Genomic DNA, 20,738 nt, shown 5'->3' with positions numbered 1-20,738 from the left:
AAAGTTCAGTAAAAGCTATGGATGGCCGGCTTGTGGCCCGAACACCTTCTTCAGGATCGGGTTTATAGCATTCCAATCGGCGTAGACCACCGACTGCCCATCTGGAGTCATCCCTATAGGACCTTCTATCGAGTAGAACTCTATGTTCCCCTTGGGTAGCGACGCGGCCCATCTGCCAAGCTTTAATTGTTCGGAGGGAGAAAGGCTTGTCTCCACGTGCCCTTTTATGATGTTAAGCAACGTGGGTGCCTTCAAGAGAATAGATGGGCTCTTAGCTTTCTGCTGAACAGCAAGCATGATCTGCTGTTGCCTCTTCATGCGCCCGAAGTCGCTATCGGCATGCCTTGTACGCGCATATTTGAGGGCCGTTTCACCATTCATATGTTGTAAACCAGGGTTGAAAACTACACGCTCGTACCCACCTTTCTCAGATGGATACTGGTTGTCCACTATCTTCTTGGGTACCCTTATATCGATTCCGCCTATCGCATCTATGCCCTTGACAAAGCCCTCGAAATCTATTGTGGCGTACTCATCGATATCTATACCGAAGTTCTGCCGTAGAGTCATTATCAGCAGGCCAATACCACCTCCTACCTGCTTCTTATACTTGGGATTTTCTCCTAAGGCATAAGCTGCATTGATCTTCCAGTAGTTGAAGCCCGGGACGTTCACGTACAGATCTCTTGGAATACTAAGCACGTACGCACGATTATGTTCGAAATCCAAAGAGACAAGTATTATAGTATCTGTCCTTGGGATCTCATTGCCTCTTCTATCTACACCTACCAACAGGACATTTATTCTCTTCTTGCCATTCCAATCTTTTATGTTACTCTGTACTACTGGCGTGGCTTCAGCGGTAGGAGATGGTACCCATTTCGAAGGATCATAGGGAGTCAGTTGCCCAGCAATACTGCGGGTTGATGTGGCCTGCGGGGTGATTATTACTATCGGTATGCGACCAGTTGGCGCAGGTGTAAGAGCTCCTTGAGCCTGTGTGGGGATCTCGTGATATATGGATCTGCTGGTCTGCCAAGTTTTAGCAGCCAGGTATAGAGCCGGGGCAGCAATTAGCACTATTATGGCTATGGCCACCCACAGAGGAGATATGTTAATTCTTCTACCGATCCTAATCCTGGTCCCCATTAGATACCTCGATTGAAATTTTATGACTGTAAATTAAAATAGCTATATTATCTTACTTGATAAGATGCAATAGAATCCACCAAGTGTGACACAAACGCATCACCATCTACCTTCATGATCACCTCTGTGTTAGACTCACCTATAAAGTAGTAAGGTTCCGAAGTCGCCCGCATGCTTTCCGATCTTCTATCAGCTACCGTTTGCCCTAGGCCAGGCCCAACTACTGTGTTTACCCAAACTGGACAAGTCACTGACTCATGAACCTCTACTTTACCAACAGCTATGCCGACCGCGAGCGCATCATGCATAGCGCACGCCATGTACCCAAGCGATTGCGAGTAGAACTGCATATAGAACGGCACTATGCGCAGTAACCACTCGGTAAGAGGCGTTCTAGCCTGCTTCCATGCATCTAGATGTTGCTCTAGGAGTAAGGTCTTCATGGTAACATCCAGTCCCACCATAGTTACCTTCCAAGGAGCACTAAACACTATTTGTGCAGCTTCTGGGTCGTGAGCTATGTTAGCTTCTGATACTGGCCCGACGTTGCCTGGATGCTCTACAGTTCCTCCCATCACCACAACATGAGGTATAAGCTGAGGCAGCTTAGGCTCCTTGAGAAGCGCTATGGCAGCATTCGTCAGGGGCCCAGTGGTTATCAGGGTGATCTCCCCCGGATTTTCACGAGCAAGCCTGATTATCTGATCTGCTGCATGCTCATCCGAAGGAACCAGTCCTGAAGGTGCAAAGTTCGCATTACCCAAGCCATCCTCACCATGTACGAATTTAGCCATAGAGAGAGGTCTGATCATCGGTTTGGGTGCGCCCACTGCCACCGGAATGTCAGTCCTGTTCATGACCTTGAGCAGCTTGAGCGTATTCTCGGCCGCCACATCAGCTTCAATGTTACCGTGGACCGATCCTATACCTAGCACATCCACATCCTGAAGAGCTAAAGCATAAGCTACAGCTATAGCATCGTCTATGCCCATGTCACAATCTATGATGACCTTCATCGCTTCCTCCTTAGAGTAATCTCGTTTGCTGTTGTTTTGGTTACTCGAACAGCCTGATATTAGTTATACTTCTTGTGTGGCCTTCGAGTAATACACTACAGAACTGGGATGAACTCGACCCCCCAGCATACGATATAATCAACGCATGCGTCCAGTGCGGCCTCTGCTTGTCGGTATGTCCTACCTACCTGCTCACTTTCAAGGAGACTTCTTCTCCGAGAGGAAGAATCCACTTATTAAAGGCCGTATGGGAAGGAAAACTTGACGCCAGAGATCCCATCCTGGATCACCAAATGTATGAATGCCTAGACTGTCGGGCCTGCGAGGCCATATGCCCCTCCGGAGTCAGATACGGGGTGCTGGTAGAGTCGGCTAGAGCCCAGCTGGAAAGAAAGCATCCGCGTAGCCTTTGGGTCAGAGCTCTGAGATGGGTGGTGTTTAACAAGTTGTTTGCAAGCATGACCCTCTTCAGGGCGTTTAGCAGGGCCATCTGGCTATATCAGCGGTTAGGATTCTCGAGTATTGCAAGGTCGACGCGCATACTAGATATACTCCATCTTGCTGACAAGGAGGCGCTGCTGCCACAAATCCCCTCCAGGTTCTTTGTTCCAAGGGACCAAGTGGTACCACCTAAGGGTAACAAGAGATTCAGGGTTGGATTATTTGCAGGATGCATCATGAGCACTGCCTTTGCGGAGATAGACAGGGCAACGATACGAGTTCTGCAACACAATGGCTGTGAGGTCGTAATCCCGAAGAGACAGGGGTGCTGTGCCGCTCTCAACGTACACTCTGGAGAGAGAAGATGCTCCATCGAGATGATGAAGGCCAACATACAAGCATTTGAAGAACTTGATCTCGATTACATAATCGTGAACTCTGCAGGCTGCGGAGCAACGCTCAAAGAATACCCACACTTCTTCAAGGACGATCCAGAGTGGCACGAGCGAGCAAAACATTTCTCATCACTTGTTCGAGATGTAAGCGAATTCCTGAGTGAGGTAGGCATGAGTAAGCCTCACAGATCGTTACCCCTAAAGGTTACTTACCAAGATCCCTGTCATCTAGCACATGCTCAAGGAATATATAGGCAGCCCAGGGAACTGCTTGCATCCATACCCGAATTAGAGCTGGTAGAGATGCAGGAAGCTAGGCTATGCTGTGGCAGTGCTGGAATATACAACATAACGAACCCTGAAATGTCGAACCAGCTACTGGATAGAAAGCTAAAGCACGCGCTGGCTACAGGCGCCAAGGTGATAGTATCCGCCAACCCAGGATGTATGCTCCAGCTACAGAAAGGTCTACGCCAAAGGGGACTCAACATAGAGGTAAAGCACCTCGTCCAGATCTTGGACCAGGTGTATGAGGACTGAAAAAGTAGTAGATTGCCCTAACTTATCTTCTCCGTGAACACCACCAGCTTCTTATCATATCTCTTAGCCTTAGGATCCCATGAACCATCACATGTAATAAGGTTCAGTCGAGACTTATCTGTGGGACCAAATATATCGTACAGAGGCGCATCCTCGTCGAAGTAGGATTGAATCTTCGTGACTTTGAAGTTAATCTTATGTCCATCTTCGTCAATTACGGACACCACATCCCCTATCTTGATGTCTCTCAGCTTCCAGAAGACCGCCGGACCTGTGGTGGAGTCCAGGTGACCTGCTATTACTGAGTTACCTTGCTGACCAGGGACTGGCCCTAAACGATACCAGGCAACATCCTCCCACTTCTTGGGCACGTCCATAGCCCCATCGGGAGTTAACCCCACGTACTCAACAGCGGCATCCACATCCAGTCTATCATTCTTTATGATAAGACGTACTGGGGGAGGAGCTGGCCTCTGCGCACTAAGCAGTGTAGCTAATATGTACCCTTCCTTACCATGATAGCTTGCGGGGAACCATAGGTTACCATCGGCTCCTTGCATAGGACCCTTGGTGGTCCTAACAGGCTCTCTGTTCTTGATAACTAGCAAGGACTGTGATTCGGTGGAAGGTCTAGCCCTGAGGTTGACGCCTACGTATCCTTCCCGAATGCCGTCAACATACATAATCCTGGTGTATTTGTTAACCCTCTCTTTAGCTATGGTGCTAGTAGGACTAACCTGCGCAGGTGTAGGTGATGGGCTCGCCACAGCTTCAGTAGCAGAAGGCGTTGGCGCAACTGCCTCGTCAGTAGACGGAGAGGGCGCAGGAGTAGGGCTAGAAGCAACCGCTCCTTGCGTCACAGGGGTAGGAGAAGGCATTCCTGCACTGCTGTTAGCGTTGCCACCACAAGCATTCAATAGGACCGAGAATGCTATCGCAACAAATAGCCAGAAACTGGCATTGAAAGTTCTAATCTTAGACATGTTCTTCCTTTTCAAAAATGGTTTTGGTAGCCTCTTCATAAAAGTATAACGTAGGTACCGACGATAGGGTTTTGTGAGCCATGAGATCAGATATATCAAGACTTCCTAACTTAGTGACTTTCATTACAGATTTTGGACTAGACTGGGGTCCAGTTGGTATATGCCATGCCGTGATGAGGGGCATAAATCAACAGATCAGCATAGTAGATATCTCCCATGGCATCCCAGCTTTCGACATAAGAGCTGGTGCATGGGTTCTAACCTCCATCTTTCCTTACGTGCCTCCGGCAGTGCATGTAGTAGTTGTTGATCCAGGAGTCGGAACCCAGAGGCTGCCGATAGCGATCTTGTGCAGGCGCGGAGATGTGCTTATAGGTCCAGATAACGGGGTGCTGATGCCGGCAACACGAAGGCTGGGGGGTATAGTCGAGGCAAGGAAAATATCTAACAGAGCTCTTATGCGCTCGGATGTATCTTATACCTTTCATGGGAGGGATATTTTCTGTCCAGTAGCCGCGCATTTATCTTCGGGCGTGAGCTTTGAAGAAGTTGGGGAGGTACTATCGATAAGCGATCTTGTGCAAGCACCATGGAGAGAACCTGAGATAGATGGGCACAGGGTCGTTGCAGAGGTGGCAATTCTTGACAAGTTCGGTAACATACGAACCAACATAGAGGCGACCGATTGGCCACTTTCAACCGGAGAAAAGATTATCCTCAAGCATGGGAATAGCCAGGTAAATCTGCCCGTAGCCAGAACATTTGGGGAAGTGAACAGGGGAGAACTACTCATTTACGAGGATTCTTCGCGCTTCATCTGTATAGGGCAAAACCTTGGTCACGCCGGGAACACTTTAGGCATAGCTCCCGGAGATACCATCCAGTTGGAAAGAGGCCGTAGTTAGATATCATCTCGCCATAAGGGCATAGTGAGGCAATGAGGTCCACCACGTCCCCTGGAGAGTTCACTGCCAGGGATCGCTATTGCCAACTTCTTACCGCTCCCTATAGCTATCATGCTGACCAGCTCCGGATAGGAAATCCATCTCCCGTCTACAAGGAATACCCCGTCATTACTGGTGCTGGCATCTTCGGGGAAGACTGCATCATCAATCCTAACGATCTCGTAACCAAGACGACTGTGCAACCCTTCCAGGGTAGCCTCGTTTCTCTCGTAGACAACCACTACTCCGGGGTATATAGCGAAGAAATTAGCTCCATCCGTCCACTGCTCCCTTTCCTGCTGCAACCTGTCATTGCCACCGCACTCAACCCACTTCAAATCTATGCCCTCGCACCTGCTTAGCACTATCGGCAGGGGATCATCGTATTCCTTTATCCTAATCCTATTGCCAAGCAGCTGTACTTCGAGCACCGTAACACCTTCGCTCCCGCGACCCAATATCAGCGGAGAGTAGATCACACACTCGTCTTGACTCAAGAAAGTGATGATGGTATCAAGATGCATCCAAGCCCTTCTGGCAGGCATCAGCATCACATATATCTTCTCTACACTGGTTCTAGACCTTATCAAACTTCGAGCGAGGCTATCTATCCCTTGGTAGTCAGTCCTCTCAGAACATCCAACTACCAGCGTGCGCTCGCTCAGGACCAGCACATCCCCTCCCTCTATATGTCCTTGCTGGGCATCTCCATCCTGGGCCAAAGGATCCATCAGTAAGGCGGAGGCAAAATCTGGATGTCTAAGAAGCACATGCCTTAGGAGCAATGATTCCCGCCTGCGCACCTGCAGATGCATGCTGCTTACGATCGCAGAATCACCTATTATCACTGCAGGATCACGCATAAATATTAGGTTAGGCAGAGGTGTAAAGATCCCACCTTCCCCTAAATACCTAGAAGACAGGGAGTCGTAGTCATTAACCTGTGGTCTTCCTATCAGCACATCGGTCAGTATTTGGGGTGAGAGGGATAGCAACCAGCTCTTTGCATCTTGCCTAGTTATGCCTAGAGGAGTATCGACCTTAAGTATTTCCTCGACCAGCTCTGCTCTACAAAGATCATCCGCCAAAGAACTGGATAGCAGGTCCTCGAGATAAAAGACCCCTCCTGTTCCAGTTGCTACCTCAAGGACGGAGGCTAGTATACGATGTTCCAGACGCGCCCTCGGAAGCCACAGCAGCTCCTCGAAAAGCATCTCTTCCCTATTATCAGGAGTTAGCAAATCCATCTCCCTGCCAGGCTTGTGAAGCAGGACTTTGCGAAGTCTCCCTACCTCGTTGGTTATGTGTAATTTTGACATGGCAAGGGAAGTATGCCACAAAACTGTCGGATGTTACACCAGTAATGTCCCTACACAATGCAACGGATCAGGAACAAGCAAGGTCATTTTTAGCACTTTTGAGGTTAGAGTGCTAAAAACTCTTGCAGGATAGCAGGACATTGTTGTAGAATACGTGCCGGAGCTAGCAGTCTGGCACTGAGAGTGCCAATAAGAAATTCTCATAAGGAGGAAGGGAGGCAAATGACACAGTCGGTAACAAAGACGATCCGACCGCTAGGTGATCGCATAGTAGTCAAGCCGATCGAGCGGGAGGAAGTAACTAAGAGCGGTATAGTTCTGCCTGACACTGCCAAGGAGAAGCCTCAGATGGGCGTAGTGCTCGCTGTGGGACCTGGCAAGATCCTAGACAATGGTCAGCGGCAGCCAATGGATGTGCAGGTAGGGCAGACAGTACTCTTCGCCAAGTATGCAGGCACAGAGTTCGAGCTTGATGGTGAAGATGTTCTAATACTGCGTGAAAGCGACGTAATGGGCATTCTTGGCGAGTAAAATTCTCGAAGAAAAGGAGGTTGATGTAGGCTATGGCGAAGCAGATAGAGTTCAATGAGTCGGCACGTGCTTCCCTTAAGGAGGGTGTTGACATCCTAGCAAACGTAGTTAAGGCTACACTCGGTCCGAAGGGCCGCAACGTAGCGCTGGACAAGAAGTTCGGTGCTCCCAATGTTACCCATGATGGTGTGACTGTAGCTAAGGAGATCGAGCTTGAGGACCCATTTGCTAACATGGGGGCTCAGCTCCTGAAGGAAGCCGCTACCAAGACCGAGGATGTAGCTGGTGATGGTACTACTACATCCATCGTTCTGGCTCAGGCTATAGTGCACGAAGGACTTCGCAATGTAGCAGCTGGCGCAAACCCGATGCAGCTCCGCAAGGGTATTGAATTGGCTACTAAGAAGGCAGTCGATGCTGTCAAGGAACTAGCCACTCCAGTTAAGGGTCGTGAGGATATCGCCCAGGTTGCCACGGTATCTTCCGCAGATTCCGAGATCGGTAACCTCATCGCTGAGGTGATGGAGAAGGTAGGTAAGGATGGCGTAATTACCGTCGAGGAGAGCAAGGGCCTTGGCTTTGAGGTAGAGTACACCGAAGGTATGCAGTTCGACCGCGGTTATATCTCCCCCTACTTCGTAACCAACGCTGAGAGGATGGAGGCTGTAATCGAGGAGCCTTACATCCTGGTAACTGACAAGAAGCTTTCGTCCATCAACGACATCCTGCCAACCCTCGAGAGAGTCCTGCAGGTAACCAAGAACCTGGTGATCATCGCCGAGGATGTAGAGGGTGAGGCGCTGGCCACACTGGTAGTCAACAAGCTCCGTGGCACGATCAACGCTCTCGCTGTGAAGGCGCCCGGCTTTGGTGATCGCCGCAAGGAGATGCTCCGCGATATAGCGATCTTGACCGGCGCTCAGGTAATCAGCGAGGAGGTCGGTAGAAGGCTGGATAGTGTCCAGGTAGAGGATCTGGGTCGTGCCCGCAGAGTCGTAGCTACCAAGGATGAGACCACTATTGTCGAGGGTTATGGTGATCCCAACGCCATCAAGGGCAGGTGCGAGCAGATAAGAGCTCAGATCGAGACCACCACCAGCGACTTCGATCGCGAGAAGCTGCAGGAGAGACTGGCTAAGCTTCAGGGTGGAGTGGCCGTGATCAAGGTTGGCGCTGCCACCGAGGTCGAGCTCAAGCTGCGCAAGACCCGGGTAGAGGACGCTCTATCCACCACCAGAGCTGCAGTCGAGGAAGGCATCGTTCCTGGCGGTGGAGTCGCTCTACTGTACGCATCTGAGAAGCTCAACCCGGAGGAGGCCGAGGGCGACGTCCGGACCGGCATCCTTATTGTAAAGAGAGCGCTCGAGGAGCCTATGCGCCAGATCGCCGAGAACGCTGGCCAGGATGGTGGCGTTGTCGTCCAGACCGTACGCCAGGCTCTGCACGAGGGCAAGAAGGGCTACGGCTATGATGCCTGGGCAGATGAGTACACCGACCTGGTGGAGCGCGGCATCATGGACGCTGCCAAGGTGACCACCTCAGCTCTGGAGAATGCTGCTTCGATCGCGGCCATGATCTTGACAACTGAGGCCCTGGTTACCGACATACCTGAGAAGGAGAAAGCTCCTGCCACTCCGCCAATGGACTACTAGTCCAGTAGTCTAGATATCACTGGCCGCGATCGATCTCGATCGCGGCCTGCTGTTTTTAAGCATTGTTGGTCCAATAATTGCTCGACTAAGACTTGCCACTATCCAGGGACTAACAAAGGAGGTGGATAAAGATGGCAAGAATAAACGTAAAAGTCCCGGAAATAAGATGGGAAACACAACGAGTCAAAATCCCAGAAGGTAATGGTAAATTTAACTTGCCTCAGAATATAGGCAAATCGCTTGAAACGATGATCTCTAGGAGATCTCAGCCCCCTAAGACGGACAGCAAAGGTAGGCTGATCTTTCTAGGAATCGGGACTACTATCGGTGCGATAGCAGGGCTCCTGTTTGCTCCCAGGACAGGTAGAGCGACCAGATCGTATATCTTACAGAAGGGGCAGAAGTATCTAAGAGTTACCAGCAGACAGGTTAACAGAACCCTAAGGTACACGAGCCACATGGTAACAGGAAAGGCCAGGGCACTGTATTACAGAGTGGCTCAAAAGACTGATTATGACCTTACACCCGAGACCATAGAGCACCGAGTTGAAACTAGGCTGGGCGAGGATCCAGTAATTGGAAGGCTGCCCAGACTCAATGTAAATGCTGAGCCAGGCGGGGTGGTGTATCTTAGAGGATCAGTGCCGCGAGAGAACCTGAGGCACCGAGCAGAACTTATCGCATCAAGAGTGCGTGGAGTAACTGAGGTCATCAATGAGATCTCAGTAGTGCCAGAAGGTGAAAAGCTTAAGGAGACTGGCAATCACGATCTAGGGCTGATGAGGCAGGTAATTAACAAGATCCTTGATGATGATAAGCTCAAGGAGCACACAATAGAGGTTGAGGCCGAGATAGGTGGCACGGTCTTCCTGCGCGGCACGGTCCACACAGAGAACGAAAGGATCAGAGCTGAGAAGCTTGTAAAGGGTATACCTGGGGTAAAGACCGTTGTGAACGACCTAGCAGTAGTAAGTCCCGCTCAGGACGTAGTAGAGGGTTATCGGGAGAAGACTCCGTCCCAGCAGACTCACTAATTGACCACATAGTGGGAGAAGGCTTTGCCTTCTCCCACTCCTATTTCGTTTCTAGTAGGACGGCCTGCTGGGGGTGTAGAACAGCCAAAAGAGGAACAGCATAGCAATTAGCGGATAAATAAAGTAAAATCCGATCATTTCCAACCCCTTTCCAGTCCAACTGCTTGTTTCTTCATGACTGAAAAGGAGTATATGTCCCTTATCTAAATTGGCCGCAAAAAGATCAACAGCAAGCGTAAAACAAGCGTAAAACCTAGAACAGTTGGAAACTAGCCTGTGCGTAGCAGCGAGCCAAGCTGTGGCTCGCGTTGCCCGTATTCTCTGGCACTAGTGATAGAATTCTTCTACCTGCGGGGAGAAGATTACCCTCCAGGGGCTCATTATCTATAAGAACCTTAGGCTGGATATGCAGTAATTTATCCTTGCGATTGTCATATACACATTCCAGAGAGGCTATAGTCCTGCTCTCAATCTCTATGTCTAGGTGGTCCGAATAGATCCATATAATACATTCCTTGCCCGCCCAATCCGCCCCCAAAGACAGGGCCCTACCCAGGAAGTAGACACGACCAGATGCTGATACTCGCCTAACTAACCTTCTGCGCCACCTAACACGATCGTAGTACTCCTGAGATGCCCAGGGGATAAGCCTACGAAGGGCATTCTCCCTTTCCTTATAGGATCTCACTGGTCGGATTAGAGACAGGCAATCGTGCAGATAAAGCAACCTGATGTTATGCTCCGGGTATTTCTCCCGCATCAGCCTGACCTTCCGGTTCTTCAGAGTTACTAATCTACGTTTGTGCATAGTGAGCTCCACATAGAGGTCAAACTCTTCGAGATAAAAGTCAGGCGTAAAAGCTACCATTGGAGACCCATCAAATCTGCGGCGCAGGATGAACGTATGGGGTTCATACTGCCATCGAAGGCGCAGGAGATCCAATATGGCGGCAAACCTCTCTTCCATTGAGTTTGCAAAGCGCGACTTACGCCTTCGTCTCATCGGAGAAAACTCCTGCTCTCTAACAAACATGATAATTGCAATCTTGATCCAAAGCAACAAACTGGCGTGACGGATAGTGTTATAATCCGGCTGCTAGAGGCGGTATGTGGAGGTAAAAAGGGTTATGAGAGAGTACATGAACTACATCGATGGCAAGTGGATACCTTCATCCACCAGAGAAACCTTCAAGAGCATAAACCCCGCCAATGGGGAAGTAGTAGCAGTCCTGGCTAAGTCTTCCAGAGAAGATGTAGACAAAGCGGTTGAGGCGGCGCGCAGAGCCTTCGATAAGTGGAGGCTATATCCTGCGCCTAGACGGGGAGAAATACTCTATGAGGTCGGCCGCATCCTGAAGGAACGCAAAGAAGATCTGGCCAGACTCATGACTCAGGAGATGGGGAAGGTTCTTACAGAGGCTAGGGGAGACGTGCAGGAAGGCATAGATATGGCCTTCTACGTAGGTGGAGAGGGCAGGAGGCTCTTCGGTGTTACCACCCCTTCGGAGATGCCTAATAAGTTTCAGATGGCAGTTAGGGACCCAGTAGGCGTTGTAGCAGCTATAACCCCCTGGAACTTCCCGATCGCGATCCCCACATGGAAGCTTATGCCGGCACTAGTGGCCGGCAACACCGTAGTGTTCAAACCAGCTTCTGATACTCCTGCGCTGGGGGCTGAGCTGGTAAAGATCTTCGAAGAGGCGGGACTACCTCCAGGAGTCCTTAATCTGGTGACAGGCACAGGAGAAGAGGTAGGCAAGGCTCTACTTGAACATCCTGGCGTGGATGTAATCTCGTTTACCGGATCCACCGATACTGGCTCGCAGGTACTGACACAGACGGCTAGCAAGAACAAGAAGATCAGCCTGGAGATGGGCGGCAAGAACGCGATAACTGTGATGGATGACGCAGATATCGATCTGGCGATTGAAGGCATTCTCTGGAGCGCTTTTGGCACCACTGGGCAGAGATGTACGGCCTGTAGCCGTCTGATAGTTCACAGAAACATACAAGACACGCTCGCAGAGAAGCTTCTGTCCCGCATCCAGAATCTGCGACTGGGAGACGGACTGGATCCAGAAACGGATGTCGGCCCGGTCATCAACGAGAGGCAACTCAACAAGATCCATCAATACGTAAGTATCGGCAAAGAGGAAGGTGCAAAACTCCTCATTGGTGGAGATAGAGCTACAGATGGAGAATTGAGCAAGGGCTTCTTTTATAAGCCCACTCTATTTACAGATGTTGACCCCAACATGCGTATAGCTCAGGAAGAGATATTTGGGCCGGTACTCTCAATGATAACCGTCAACAGCCTTGAGGAAGCCATAAAGGTGAACAATTGCACGAAGTATGGACTCTCCAGCTCTATCTATACAAGAGATATAAACAAGGCATTTAGAGCTATACGCGACTTTAACACAGGTATCGTCTACATCAACCACGGTACTATAGGGGCAGAAGTACACCTGCCTTTTGGAGGCACCAAAGGCACAGGTAATGGACATAGAGAGGGAGCCGTATGGGCTGCGTTGGATGTATTTACCGAATGGAAGTCTGTATATATAGACTTCAGCGGCAGGCTGCAGAGAGCACAGATAGATATCGATAAGATAAATATTGAGTCGTAGCCCCTCGAGGGGCTACGACTCCTCCCTTTCTGAACTCGACACCCAGCCAGGAGCATCGCTTGCAGGGAAGGATTCCTCCGATGACTCCAGGACTTTGTCCTTGCCGGAAGCTGCTCCCCTAGAAGTATGCACACCGGACTGGACTTCACTGATAAATCTGTCTAGAAAGTCCTCCAGATAATCGGAAGAGGCAGCACTTACCAGGGCCATATCGTTATGAACTGGGGCTTTCACCCAGTGTCCGCCCGCATTAAGAATATCGACCCTAAGAGTATGCCAGGATGATAAAGAGCGATTAGTGATAAGCCCTGATTCTATTAGAATCCAGGGAGCATGGCCTATAACTCCCAGCGGTTTACCTTCTTCCAGAAACTTGGCCACTATCTCGATCACTAGCGTATTGCCTCTCAGGGCATCAACCGAATACAGACCATCGGGTATGACCAACGCATCATAGTCTTCTGGCTTGACTTGGTCAACAGCCATGTCAGGCTCTAGCAACTGCCCTTTATCGAGTCCATTTACCGACTGTAACGAAGCCCCAGTCAAAGAGGCTATGACCAAATTCATCCCCGCAGCAGAAGTCCTTTCCCTTATACTGATCACTTCGTTCTCATGGACGCCATCGGCCGCCAGTAGAATTATTTTTCTGTCTACCTGCCCGGAAAGAGTCACGGCACCAACCTCCTGCTCTTGCTAACTGCAGAGTTAGCACCTTCCATGCCAGTTAGAGGTTAGTATCTATGATGACCTCATGTCCGCTCTCAGCAGACTTGTATATAGCGTCCAGCACACGTAGCACGTCCAAGCCATGTTGGATGTTGGCTTCAGGCTGCTTGTTCTCCCTGACACACTCCACGAAATGAGAGGTCTCCCCTGCGAAGGACTCATAGAGCATATATCCAGGCTGCCTCTGGCGCCAAGTGTTAAACTCTGGTTTCTGGAGCACTGTAACACCATCTACAACGGTATATATGTCCAGGTCCTCTGTGCCTGTATGGCGATCTATCTTTGCGCCACCTTTGGTACCAAATAACTGGCAGTATACCTCGTCCGGGTTCTTGATATGTGATATCCAGCTGACATCAAGCACTATCGTGCCGCCGTTATCTAGCTTTACGAATGCTGTAGATAGATCTTCCACATCTGCCTGTCCAGCGCTTGCCTTCATCACATCTGTAAACTTGTAATAGACAGAACCACTAACACTTACGGGTCTGGGATTACCCATAAACCATAGAGCGAGGTCAAGCATATGAACCCCGAGGTCAATGAGAGGTCCGCCACCGGACTTTTCCTTCTGAGTGAACCATCCTCTAAGGAAGAATTCAGCCGCTCCCCTCAGCCAGCCGGTCTTAGCGTAGTAGATCTCACCGAGTAGACCTTCCTCAATGCGTGCCTTGAGCAATTTACTGTCTGGTCTGAACCTGTTGTTGAAGGCGATCATAAAAACTAGGCCAGTCTCTTTGACCTTCTGAGCTATCTTGATCCCCGACTCCAGATTATGCGCCAATGGCTTTTCAAGCAGCACATGTTTACCAGCATCCAGGGCATCGATAGCCATAGGCGCATGGAGGAAATTAGGAGTGCAGATGCTCACGGCATCCACATTGGCTGACTGCAGCATCTCGTGATAGTCTGCATAGATCTGAGCTTTCAGGTCGTACTGGTCCACTATCTGCTGGGCCAGTTCTGTGTTGACATCAGACACAGCCACTATCTCGACATCTTCACGCCTCTTGTACCCCTCTATGTGCCGCTGACCAGGCCAACCCACACCAATGATACCTATGTGCAACTTATCCATCTCTTCCCCCGAAAGCTATTTTGAATAAAAAATCCGGGATAATCGTATCAACTTGCGGCTACATTGATCCAGTGAAGGTTGGCAATTTGTAGTCTTACTCGACAAGTTCCTCCAGCAGAGATAGAAGATCCTGAACACACAGGGGCTTGATGCGAAAATAACAGCGATGTATCTCATCTAGTATGCGCTGCTGTCGCGGCTTAGGTTTGGTTGCTGAACATAGTATTATCGGCAGGTCTGGGAAAGACCTTCTCACCAAGGAGGAGAGGGTGATACCGTCGATCGAAGGCATATTTATATCCGAAATGATCACATCGGGCATAAATTTCTCGACCACCCTCAATACTTCACCGCTCTCCGATAACGCCTTGACTTCGTAACCTTCGTCCTCCAGTACATCCGACAGGAAAAGGAGTGTGGGGAGACTGTCCTCGACTAGTAAGATCCTTCCCTTGGCCACGACGCAAACCAACTAGATTTCTCTTACTGAAGTAATCATCGCTACAAATATACTCATAGAATACGCATTTACACGATAGGCATTTTTGGCTAGATCCGGGCAGTACTAATATCTCGATCATTCGCTTGACAGGTGTTATGTTGTAGAATGCAAAGCACGCGAAGATCAAGGAAGAGGTTGGTTATGGCAGCAGATAGTCAATCTTGGCAGCCGGAGATGATCAAATCCAAAGAACAGAAGAAAGACGGTAGGTACATAATCTACTACACTTTCACCGAGCACACTGACCAACATCAGACACCAGTGCATGGGCAAGATCAAGCTGTCTCATCCTCGGAGGGGAACAAAGATGTCTGAGCTGAGATGGCACCCACTACTTAAGGAATGGGTGATCACAGCCACACATAGGCAGGATAGAACTTTTCTTCCTCCACGGGATTACTGCCCATTATGTCCTACTAAGAGTGGCAGGCATGAGACAGAAATTCCTGTGGAGACTTTCGATATAGCGGTCTTCGAGAACAAGTTCCCATCTTTACAGAGGAAACCACCGCAACCGGCAATAGAGCCCATGGGAATCTTCGATGTGCGGCCTGCAGAAGGCGTGTGTGAGGTAGTGGTGTACACTCCAGAGCATGACACCACGCTTACCGACCAGAGTGTGAGTCACATCCACCGCTTGATAGCTGTCTGGCGCGATCGTTATATGGAGCTTGGCAACTTACCTTATGTCAAATATGTATTCATCTTTGAGAACAAGGGAGAAGTAATCGGGGTAACCCTGCACCATCCACATGGCCAGATCTACGCATACCCTTTCATTCCGCCCCTTATGCAGAGGGAATTAAGTGCTCTTAGCGAGCATCAGGCGAAGACGGGAAGATGCCTGGTATGCGAAGTCCTAGAACAGGAAGTCGATTATGGCAAGCGGATACTCTTTGAGGAAGGCAACTTTGTGGCGTTTATCCCCTTCTATGCGCGTTGGCCGTATGAGGTGCACATAATTCCCAAGAGGCATTTTGGATCCTTGGCTGAGATAACGAGTGAAGAATCCTGGGATCTAGCTTATGCCCTCAAGAGGGTACTTGTTGGATATGACAAGCTGTTCGGGTTCAGTATGCCGTTTATAATGGCTCTGCACCAGACGCCTACTGACGATCAAGAGCATCCTTACTACCACTTCCAGTTACAGTTCTATCCCCCGCACAGGACCTCTACTAAGCTGAAGTATCTTGCGGGCAGTGAAACTGGAGCGGGAACCTTCATCAACGACTCCCTGCCAGAGGAGAAAGCTCCAGAACTCAGGGCAGTCATACCAGACAAGGAGAGCATTGAATGACCGAGGAGTATCGCTTCAAGCATATAGGAGCTCTCATACGAGCGTTCGAGATGCGTTATGGTGGAAAGCCTACGATAGCTTCCAGAGCACCGGGAAGGATAAACCTTATAGGCGAACACACCGACTACAACGATGGCTGGGTGCTACCGGCGGCCATCAACTACGAGATAAACGTGGTGTGCAGGCCTAGAAACGACTCGCTGGTGAGGCTGGTAGCCCTAGATATGGGCAAGGAATCCGACTTCTATCTAGAGAACCATAACCGTACTGACTTCCTATGGCTAAGATATCCACAAGGAGTAGCGGTAGAGCTACAGAATAGAGGTTATAAGCTCAGAGGTATGGAAGCGGTGTACATGGGCGACATACCTGTAGGGTCTGGACTGAGTTCTTCGGCAGCCGTGGAAGTCGCCTTCGTCCATGCCTTCTGTAGAGCAGCAGATATAGAACTAAGTGGTGAAGAGGTGGCCCTCATAGCACAACGAGCGGAGAATGACTTCGTAGGCGTGCCTTGCGGAGTCATGGATCAGTTCGTCTCCTCGCTAGGCCGGCAGGATCACGCCCTGCTGTTGGATAGCAGGTCTCTGGAGTATCAGCATATACCCATAAATCTGCCGAGCGTATCCCTGGTAATACTAGACACGGGCGTAAGCAGAGAGTTGGCCGGGTCCGAGTACAAGAAGCGCAGGCAGGACTGCGAGGAAGCTGTGGCCAGGCTGAGCGCCAGAATACCAGGAATAAGAGCTCTACGGGATGTGACGTCAGAGCAGCTAGAAGAAAATTCGGATCTGCTCACCGATACACAGCATAAGAGGGCTAGGCATGTGATAGAGGAAAACATGCGCACGCTTGAGGCAGCGGAGGCGCTGCGCAACGGAGATGCAACTGCTATCGGACGCCTAATGAAGGAGTCTCACATAAGCCTCAGAGACCTATATGAGGTGAGTTCCTTTGAGCTAGACACAATCGTCGAGATAGCCTGGGATACAGATGGGGTCATCGGGGCTAGGATGACGGGTGCAGGCTTCGGTGGAGTAGCTCTAGCGCTGGTATACCAGGATGCTGTACCAACACTCTATGAGAGGGTAATGCAAGAATATCCTGCCAGGACAGGGAAAGAACCTAAGGTGTTTGTATGTAGAGCCGTGGATGGAGCTGAGTCTGCTCTCATGGAGGAAGTCCAAGCTCACTCCATATGGAATGTGTAGCGTAAGGCTGATCTGGCTGCCCAGTACCCACACATACCATGCACCCCAGGGCCTGGAGGGGTGGAGGAAGAACAGACATACATCCCACGCATAGGGATCTTGTAAGGCACATGACTCAGAACCGGTCTTGCAAGTACTTGATGTAGATCCAATACCCCTCCAGTGAGATCTCCTCCTATAAGGTTTTGGTCCATGGTTTCAATCTCTCCTGGGGCTAGTATTGATCTGCTCGCTATAGTGTCCCTGAAACCAGGAGCAAACTCCTCTATCATGCCCTCTATCGTATCTGCTAGAGACCTTGCTTCCTGGCCGGAGATCGAGGGCGGTACATGGCAATAAGCCCAGGCAGTATGGAACCCTTTGGGACACCTGCTGGGATCGAATACGCTGGGCTGGTTGAGTATCACAAAAGGTCTCGAGGGTATACGACCTTCCCAGACGCTTCTCTCAGCGGTCGCTATCTCTTCAAAAGTACCTCCCAAGTGTATGGTCCCAGCAGACCTGCAAGCTTCGGACATCCAGGGTATAGGTGCGGACAGAGCCCAGTCCAACTTCAGCACTCCAGGACCATGTCTATATCTTGTACACGCCCTCCTGTATCTGCTTGGAAGTCTGTCGCCCAATATATCAACTATCTGCCTGGGAGCAAGGTCGAATAATACTGCTCTAGCAGAAGGGATATCACTTAGGCTGCGTACAGGAGCAGATAGCTCCACAACTCCCCCAAGATTCCTGAAATAGGCTGCCATAGCTTCTATTAGCCTACCGGTACCACCTCTTACCATAGGCCACTTGGTAATATGTGCTAGCGTGCATAAGAGCAGGATGGGAACGCTGGTAAGTGGTCTGGTAAGTGGCATAGCCCAATGAGCTGCTATACCTGCCAGTAAAGTCCTGGCATGAGAAGTAGAAAACAGCGCATCAGCTAGGACACTAAATGGGAGCAGACCATGCACACCAAAACGTATATAAGACAGTTTCCGAGGAATCTTTATAGCAGGAGCCAGCAGGTCTCTCGCTAAGCTTGGCCACTCAGACACCAAAGAGCCTATCAATCGCGAATATCTGGCCCCATCATCACCAAACTGCATAGCCGTTTCTTGAATGGATTCATGAAGTAGCACGACCTCTCTGGGTCCCAGAGGATGGGCCAGCGGCACGTCAGGATATACCCACTCCGCTCCCAGATCTCTCAAAGGCACACCAATAAAGAAAGGCGAAGCAAAGGCCAGTGGGAGAACCGCGGCACCCAGATCGTGCGTAAAACCAGGTAATGTGAGCTGTAGAGAGGCCGCAGCTCCTCCTAAGTAATTATTGGCTTCGAGCAGCAGCACTCGTAAGCCCTTACGCGCCAGAGTTATGGCAGCAGCCAGTCCGTTAGGTCCGCTGCCAACTACCACAGCATCTAGTATCTTCGTCTCCCCTAAGGAGTCTCATGAGCAAAGTTTTTCGCGTCCTGTATCTCAACCGTGCATTGTCCCTCTTGCTTGCTGGCAGATTCTGTCAGGCTCAGGCCATATATCTTAGCCAACTTCTGTACGTCGTTGACAAAGAACTCACGAAGAGACTTAGGTTCAAGTACCTCTGCCTCGGCTCCCCAGGAGCGTATCCAGGCACTTATCTCCAGGATGCCAGAAACCTTGCCCGTCCATATGACTGAGCCGTCTGACTCCTCTTTAATCTCCTGTGTAGGGTGCCAAATAGCTTCCTTCACAGCCGAAGCCACTCTAGCGCTAAACTTGACCTTTACTTCGACAGGCTCATCTGACCAGATGGTCCAGCTATTCTTGAGGAATTCAAGGGCATCAAAATCTTCTGGAATCTCGTACTTTTCGTCAGTGAGCTCTATATCCTTTATGCGCTGTACTTTGAAGGTGCGTATTTCATCGATTTCCACATCTCTAGCTATGACATACAACGCATGGCTTATGCCCGAGGGCTGCATGAAATAGGGTTCTATCAGCCTCTCCTTGGGCGTTGATCTCCTGGAGGACAGGTACTGAATCCTTACCCTTCTGCCCTCGGCCCACGCACTTGTGAGAGTCCTAACGGTCCTGTTGTACTCTCTATCTAATGGCTTGTTCTTGATCTCCTCGAGGGTTTCTGGGAAGAACCGGGATATGGGCTCAGGCATCACATTACCTATCTTGCTCCAGGCCTCCTCAAGGTCGGGATTCTGCTTGTCCATATAGCGAAGCGCTAGACGGTAGGAGAGAAACAGTCCCATAGCCTCATGCAAGGAGAACTTGACAGGAGGCAGATAGGATGTTCTAAGAACCTTCCATCTACCGTTTTCCCTGGTCAAAGGGACCTCAAAGATCTGTTCCAGATCTTTGATATCACGATATATAGTTCTGATAGATACATCACAGAGCTCGGCCAGGCGCTGGATAGTAAGGCCCTGCGGGTTCTGGTAAAGTATTCTCTCGATTCTCTGTAGTCTTCCAAGCTTCATGAGCCTCGACATCATCCCTTCTCCAAGAAGAAAACTAAGACTAATTAGACCCCTGATTGACGATTGTTATACCTTAACAGATAAAAATCTTCTAGAGTGTAACACCGATTATAATTTCATAGTTTGTAATTTGTGCACAAGGTGGAGGTGGATTTTGGAGGAAGAAATTAATCAGACCACAAAGATAGACAGGCAGGAGGCAGAAGGCTTTGACCTTCCCCAAGAACCAGGGCCGGAGGTATCCCCTGCAGGCACCACCCCATTGCAGCCCTCCGAGATCATCAGATTGCCCACACGCCATAACCCTATCCTCCAGAAGCTGGTGGGCATCGTCAACTCCGATGAGGACCTGCATGCTATCTGGAGATGCCAGAACGTCAACGGGGTCGACAGGCTGGGCATGAGCGATCACGGCCCAGTCCATGTGCAGATAGTCGCCAACCTCGCCCTCAGACTCCTTCGCCTCCTGATGGCTAAGAACATACAACCCTCAATAGTCAAAGACCACGGCATGTCCGAGCACGATGCAGAAGTCGTTGTGGTACTGGCAGCACTCCTCCATGACTGCGGTATGTCCATCCACAGAGATGATCACGAGTTCATGAGCCTCTTCATAGCACTACCCAAACTCCAGGAACTGCTCAGTAACCTCTACTCTGCAGCTGAACGCCGAGTCATCATCTCAGAAACCCTGCACGCCATCATCACTCACAGAAGCGATGGTAGACCCCTCACTCTGGAGGCAGGTATAGTGCGAGTGGCCGATGCGCTCGATATGGCCCAGGGCAGATCCAGAATACCCTTCGAAAGTGGGCACGTCAACATCCACTCCGTG

At 50.2% G+C, this 20,738-nt stretch carries 20 protein-coding genes; 10 read left to right on the top strand and 10 right to left on the bottom strand.

Features of this window, described 5'->3' with window-relative positions; all coding sequences use genetic code 11:
* Positions 1-15: 15 nt before the first annotated feature.
* Both N2245_RS12415 and N2245_RS12410 read right to left on the bottom strand, forming a co-directional pair.
* Positions 16-1,149 carry an LCP family protein gene (locus N2245_RS12415; RefSeq protein WP_494537050.1) on the bottom strand — a complete coding sequence of 378 codons (1,134 nt, stop codon included), beginning with the start codon at positions 1,147-1,149 and terminating at the stop codon, positions 16-18.
* 47 nt (positions 1,150-1,196) lie between these two features.
* Entirely contained in the window at positions 1,197-2,165 is a 969-nt protein-coding gene (locus N2245_RS12410) for a nucleoside hydrolase (RefSeq protein ID WP_494537049.1), read from the bottom strand.
* A gap of 74 nt (positions 2,166-2,239) precedes the next feature.
* On the opposite strand from N2245_RS12410, the gene N2245_RS12405 reads away from it, so the two are divergent.
* The gene (locus N2245_RS12405; protein WP_494537048.1) at positions 2,240-3,541 is read left to right on the top strand and encodes a (Fe-S)-binding protein; all 1,302 of its coding nucleotides are present in this window, start codon (positions 2,240-2,242) and stop codon (positions 3,539-3,541) included.
* Positions 3,542-3,558: 17 nt separating this feature from the next.
* On the opposite strand, the gene N2245_RS12400 is transcribed toward N2245_RS12405, so the two are convergent.
* Positions 3,559-4,524 (bottom strand): sortase domain-containing protein, encoded by a 966-nt coding sequence (locus N2245_RS12400; protein ID WP_494537047.1) that lies wholly within the window; start codon positions 4,522-4,524, stop codon positions 3,559-3,561.
* An 80-nt stretch (positions 4,525-4,604) separates the two neighbouring features.
* Between N2245_RS12400 and N2245_RS12395 the strand changes: the two genes are divergently transcribed.
* On the top strand, positions 4,605-5,429 hold the full coding sequence (locus tag N2245_RS12395; protein WP_494537046.1) for an SAM hydrolase/SAM-dependent halogenase family protein: 825 nt from the start codon (positions 4,605-4,607) through the stop codon (positions 5,427-5,429).
* Here the strand turns inward: N2245_RS12395 and N2245_RS12390 are convergent.
* Positions 5,426-6,709: an arginine deiminase gene (locus tag N2245_RS12390; protein WP_494537045.1), complete on the bottom strand. Its 1,284-nt coding sequence runs from the start codon at positions 6,707-6,709 to the stop codon at positions 5,426-5,428. The two genes, N2245_RS12395 and N2245_RS12390, sit on opposite strands and share 4 nt — an antisense overlap.
* Before the next feature lie 300 nt (positions 6,710-7,009).
* On the opposite strand from N2245_RS12390, the gene groES reads away from it, so the two are divergent.
* The 3 genes from groES (at position 7,010) to N2245_RS12375 (ending at position 10,004) form a co-directional block, all read left to right on the top strand.
* Positions 7,010-7,318, top strand: a complete 309-nt coding sequence (groES, locus tag N2245_RS12385; RefSeq protein WP_494537044.1) for a co-chaperone GroES — start codon at positions 7,010-7,012, stop codon at positions 7,316-7,318.
* A gap of 32 nt (positions 7,319-7,350) precedes the next feature.
* Complete coding sequence (groL, locus tag N2245_RS12380; protein ID WP_494537043.1) at positions 7,351-8,970, top strand: chaperonin GroEL; 1,620 nt, start codon at positions 7,351-7,353, stop codon at positions 8,968-8,970.
* A 131-nt stretch (positions 8,971-9,101) separates the two neighbouring features.
* Positions 9,102-10,004 (top strand): BON domain-containing protein, encoded by a 903-nt coding sequence (locus N2245_RS12375; RefSeq protein ID WP_494537042.1) that lies wholly within the window; start codon positions 9,102-9,104, stop codon positions 10,002-10,004.
* Positions 10,005-10,257: 253 nt separating this feature from the next.
* Here N2245_RS12375 and N2245_RS12370 read toward each other — a convergent pair whose 3' ends face one another.
* Positions 10,258-11,007 (bottom strand): PDDEXK family nuclease, encoded by a 750-nt coding sequence (locus tag N2245_RS12370; RefSeq protein WP_494537041.1) that lies wholly within the window; start codon positions 11,005-11,007, stop codon positions 10,258-10,260.
* A 124-nt stretch (positions 11,008-11,131) separates the two neighbouring features.
* On the opposite strand from N2245_RS12370, the gene N2245_RS12365 reads away from it, so the two are divergent.
* Positions 11,132-12,634 (top strand): aldehyde dehydrogenase family protein, encoded by a 1,503-nt coding sequence (locus tag N2245_RS12365; RefSeq protein ID WP_494537040.1) that lies wholly within the window; start codon positions 11,132-11,134, stop codon positions 12,632-12,634.
* Positions 12,635-12,646: 12 nt separating this feature from the next.
* On the opposite strand, the gene N2245_RS12360 is transcribed toward N2245_RS12365, so the two are convergent.
* From N2245_RS12360 to N2245_RS12350, 3 genes are all read right to left on the bottom strand, one after another.
* Entirely contained in the window at positions 12,647-13,309 is a 663-nt protein-coding gene (locus N2245_RS12360; RefSeq protein ID WP_494537039.1) for a DJ-1/PfpI family protein, read from the bottom strand.
* Between the two features lie 52 nt (positions 13,310-13,361).
* A complete protein-coding gene (locus N2245_RS12355) occupies positions 13,362-14,441 on the bottom strand; it encodes a Gfo/Idh/MocA family protein (protein ID WP_494537038.1) in 1,080 nt (359 codons plus the stop codon).
* A gap of 94 nt (positions 14,442-14,535) precedes the next feature.
* Positions 14,536-14,901, bottom strand: a complete 366-nt coding sequence (locus N2245_RS12350) for a response regulator (protein ID WP_494537037.1) — start codon at positions 14,899-14,901, stop codon at positions 14,536-14,538.
* Between the two features lie 183 nt (positions 14,902-15,084).
* On the opposite strand from N2245_RS12350, the gene N2245_RS12345 reads away from it, so the two are divergent.
* From N2245_RS12345 to N2245_RS12335, 3 genes are read left to right on the top strand one after another with little or no spacing between them, the layout of a single operon-like run.
* The gene (locus N2245_RS12345; protein ID WP_494537036.1) at positions 15,085-15,258 is read left to right on the top strand and encodes a hypothetical protein; all 174 of its coding nucleotides are present in this window, start codon (positions 15,085-15,087) and stop codon (positions 15,256-15,258) included.
* Complete coding sequence (gene galT / locus N2245_RS12340; protein ID WP_494537035.1) at positions 15,251-16,240, top strand: galactose-1-phosphate uridylyltransferase; 990 nt, start codon at positions 15,251-15,253, stop codon at positions 16,238-16,240. The genes N2245_RS12345 and galT overlap by 8 nt, the downstream gene beginning before the upstream one ends.
* Positions 16,237-17,448 (top strand): galactokinase, encoded by a 1,212-nt coding sequence (locus N2245_RS12335; protein ID WP_494537034.1) that lies wholly within the window; start codon positions 16,237-16,239, stop codon positions 17,446-17,448. The genes galT and N2245_RS12335 overlap by 4 nt, the downstream gene beginning before the upstream one ends.
* Here N2245_RS12335 and N2245_RS12330 read toward each other — a convergent pair.
* The gene (locus N2245_RS12330) at positions 17,427-18,848 is read right to left on the bottom strand and encodes a phytoene desaturase family protein (protein ID WP_494537033.1); all 1,422 of its coding nucleotides are present in this window, start codon (positions 18,846-18,848) and stop codon (positions 17,427-17,429) included. The two genes, N2245_RS12335 and N2245_RS12330, sit on opposite strands and share 22 nt — an antisense overlap.
* A 23-nt stretch (positions 18,849-18,871) precedes the next feature.
* Positions 18,872-19,918 (bottom strand): helix-turn-helix transcriptional regulator, encoded by a 1,047-nt coding sequence (locus N2245_RS12325; RefSeq protein ID WP_494537032.1) that lies wholly within the window; start codon positions 19,916-19,918, stop codon positions 18,872-18,874.
* Between the two features lie 139 nt (positions 19,919-20,057).
* Between N2245_RS12325 and N2245_RS12320 the strand changes: the two genes are divergently transcribed.
* Positions 20,058-20,738: HD domain-containing protein (locus N2245_RS12320; protein ID WP_494537031.1), on the top strand; the 681-nt coding region annotated here is incomplete at its 3' end.

It is taken from the genome of Thermobaculum sp. T2p (assembly GCF_059335935.1).
Note: the sequence above shows the minus strand (reverse complement) of the source record. Positions and strands in the feature narration are given on the sequence as shown.

Excerpts from the sequence above, each read along its gene's own strand:
- N2245_RS12400 (WP_494537047.1), bottom strand. The coding sequence starts at position 4,524 with ATGTCTAAGATTAGAACTTTCAATGCCAGTTTCTGGCTATTTGTTGCG.
- N2245_RS12325 (WP_494537032.1), bottom strand. The coding sequence starts at position 19,918 with ATGATGTCGAGGCTCATGAAGCTTGGAAGACTACAGAGAATCGAGAGA.
- N2245_RS12375 (WP_494537042.1), top strand. The coding sequence starts at position 9,102 with ATGGCAAGAATAAACGTAAAAGTCCCGGAAATAAGATGGGAAACACAA.
- galT (WP_494537035.1), top strand. The coding sequence starts at position 15,251 with ATGTCTGAGCTGAGATGGCACCCACTACTTAAGGAATGGGTGATCACA.
- N2245_RS12335 (WP_494537034.1), top strand. The coding sequence starts at position 16,237 with ATGACCGAGGAGTATCGCTTCAAGCATATAGGAGCTCTCATACGAGCG.
- N2245_RS12415 (WP_494537050.1), bottom strand. The coding sequence starts at position 1,149 with ATGGGGACCAGGATTAGGATCGGTAGAAGAATTAACATATCTCCTCTG.
- N2245_RS12370 (WP_494537041.1), bottom strand. The coding sequence starts at position 11,007 with ATGAGACGAAGGCGTAAGTCGCGCTTTGCAAACTCAATGGAAGAGAGG.
- N2245_RS12365 (WP_494537040.1), top strand. The coding sequence starts at position 11,132 with ATGAGAGAGTACATGAACTACATCGATGGCAAGTGGATACCTTCATCC.
- groL (WP_494537043.1), top strand. The coding sequence starts at position 7,351 with ATGGCGAAGCAGATAGAGTTCAATGAGTCGGCACGTGCTTCCCTTAAG.
- N2245_RS12345 (WP_494537036.1), top strand. The coding sequence starts at position 15,085 with ATGGCAGCAGATAGTCAATCTTGGCAGCCGGAGATGATCAAATCCAAA.
- groES (WP_494537044.1), top strand. The coding sequence starts at position 7,010 with ATGACACAGTCGGTAACAAAGACGATCCGACCGCTAGGTGATCGCATA.
- N2245_RS12355 (WP_494537038.1), bottom strand. The coding sequence starts at position 14,441 with ATGGATAAGTTGCACATAGGTATCATTGGTGTGGGTTGGCCTGGTCAG.
- N2245_RS12395 (WP_494537046.1), top strand. The coding sequence starts at position 4,605 with ATGAGATCAGATATATCAAGACTTCCTAACTTAGTGACTTTCATTACA.
- N2245_RS12410 (WP_494537049.1), bottom strand. The coding sequence starts at position 2,165 with ATGAAGGTCATCATAGATTGTGACATGGGCATAGACGATGCTATAGCT.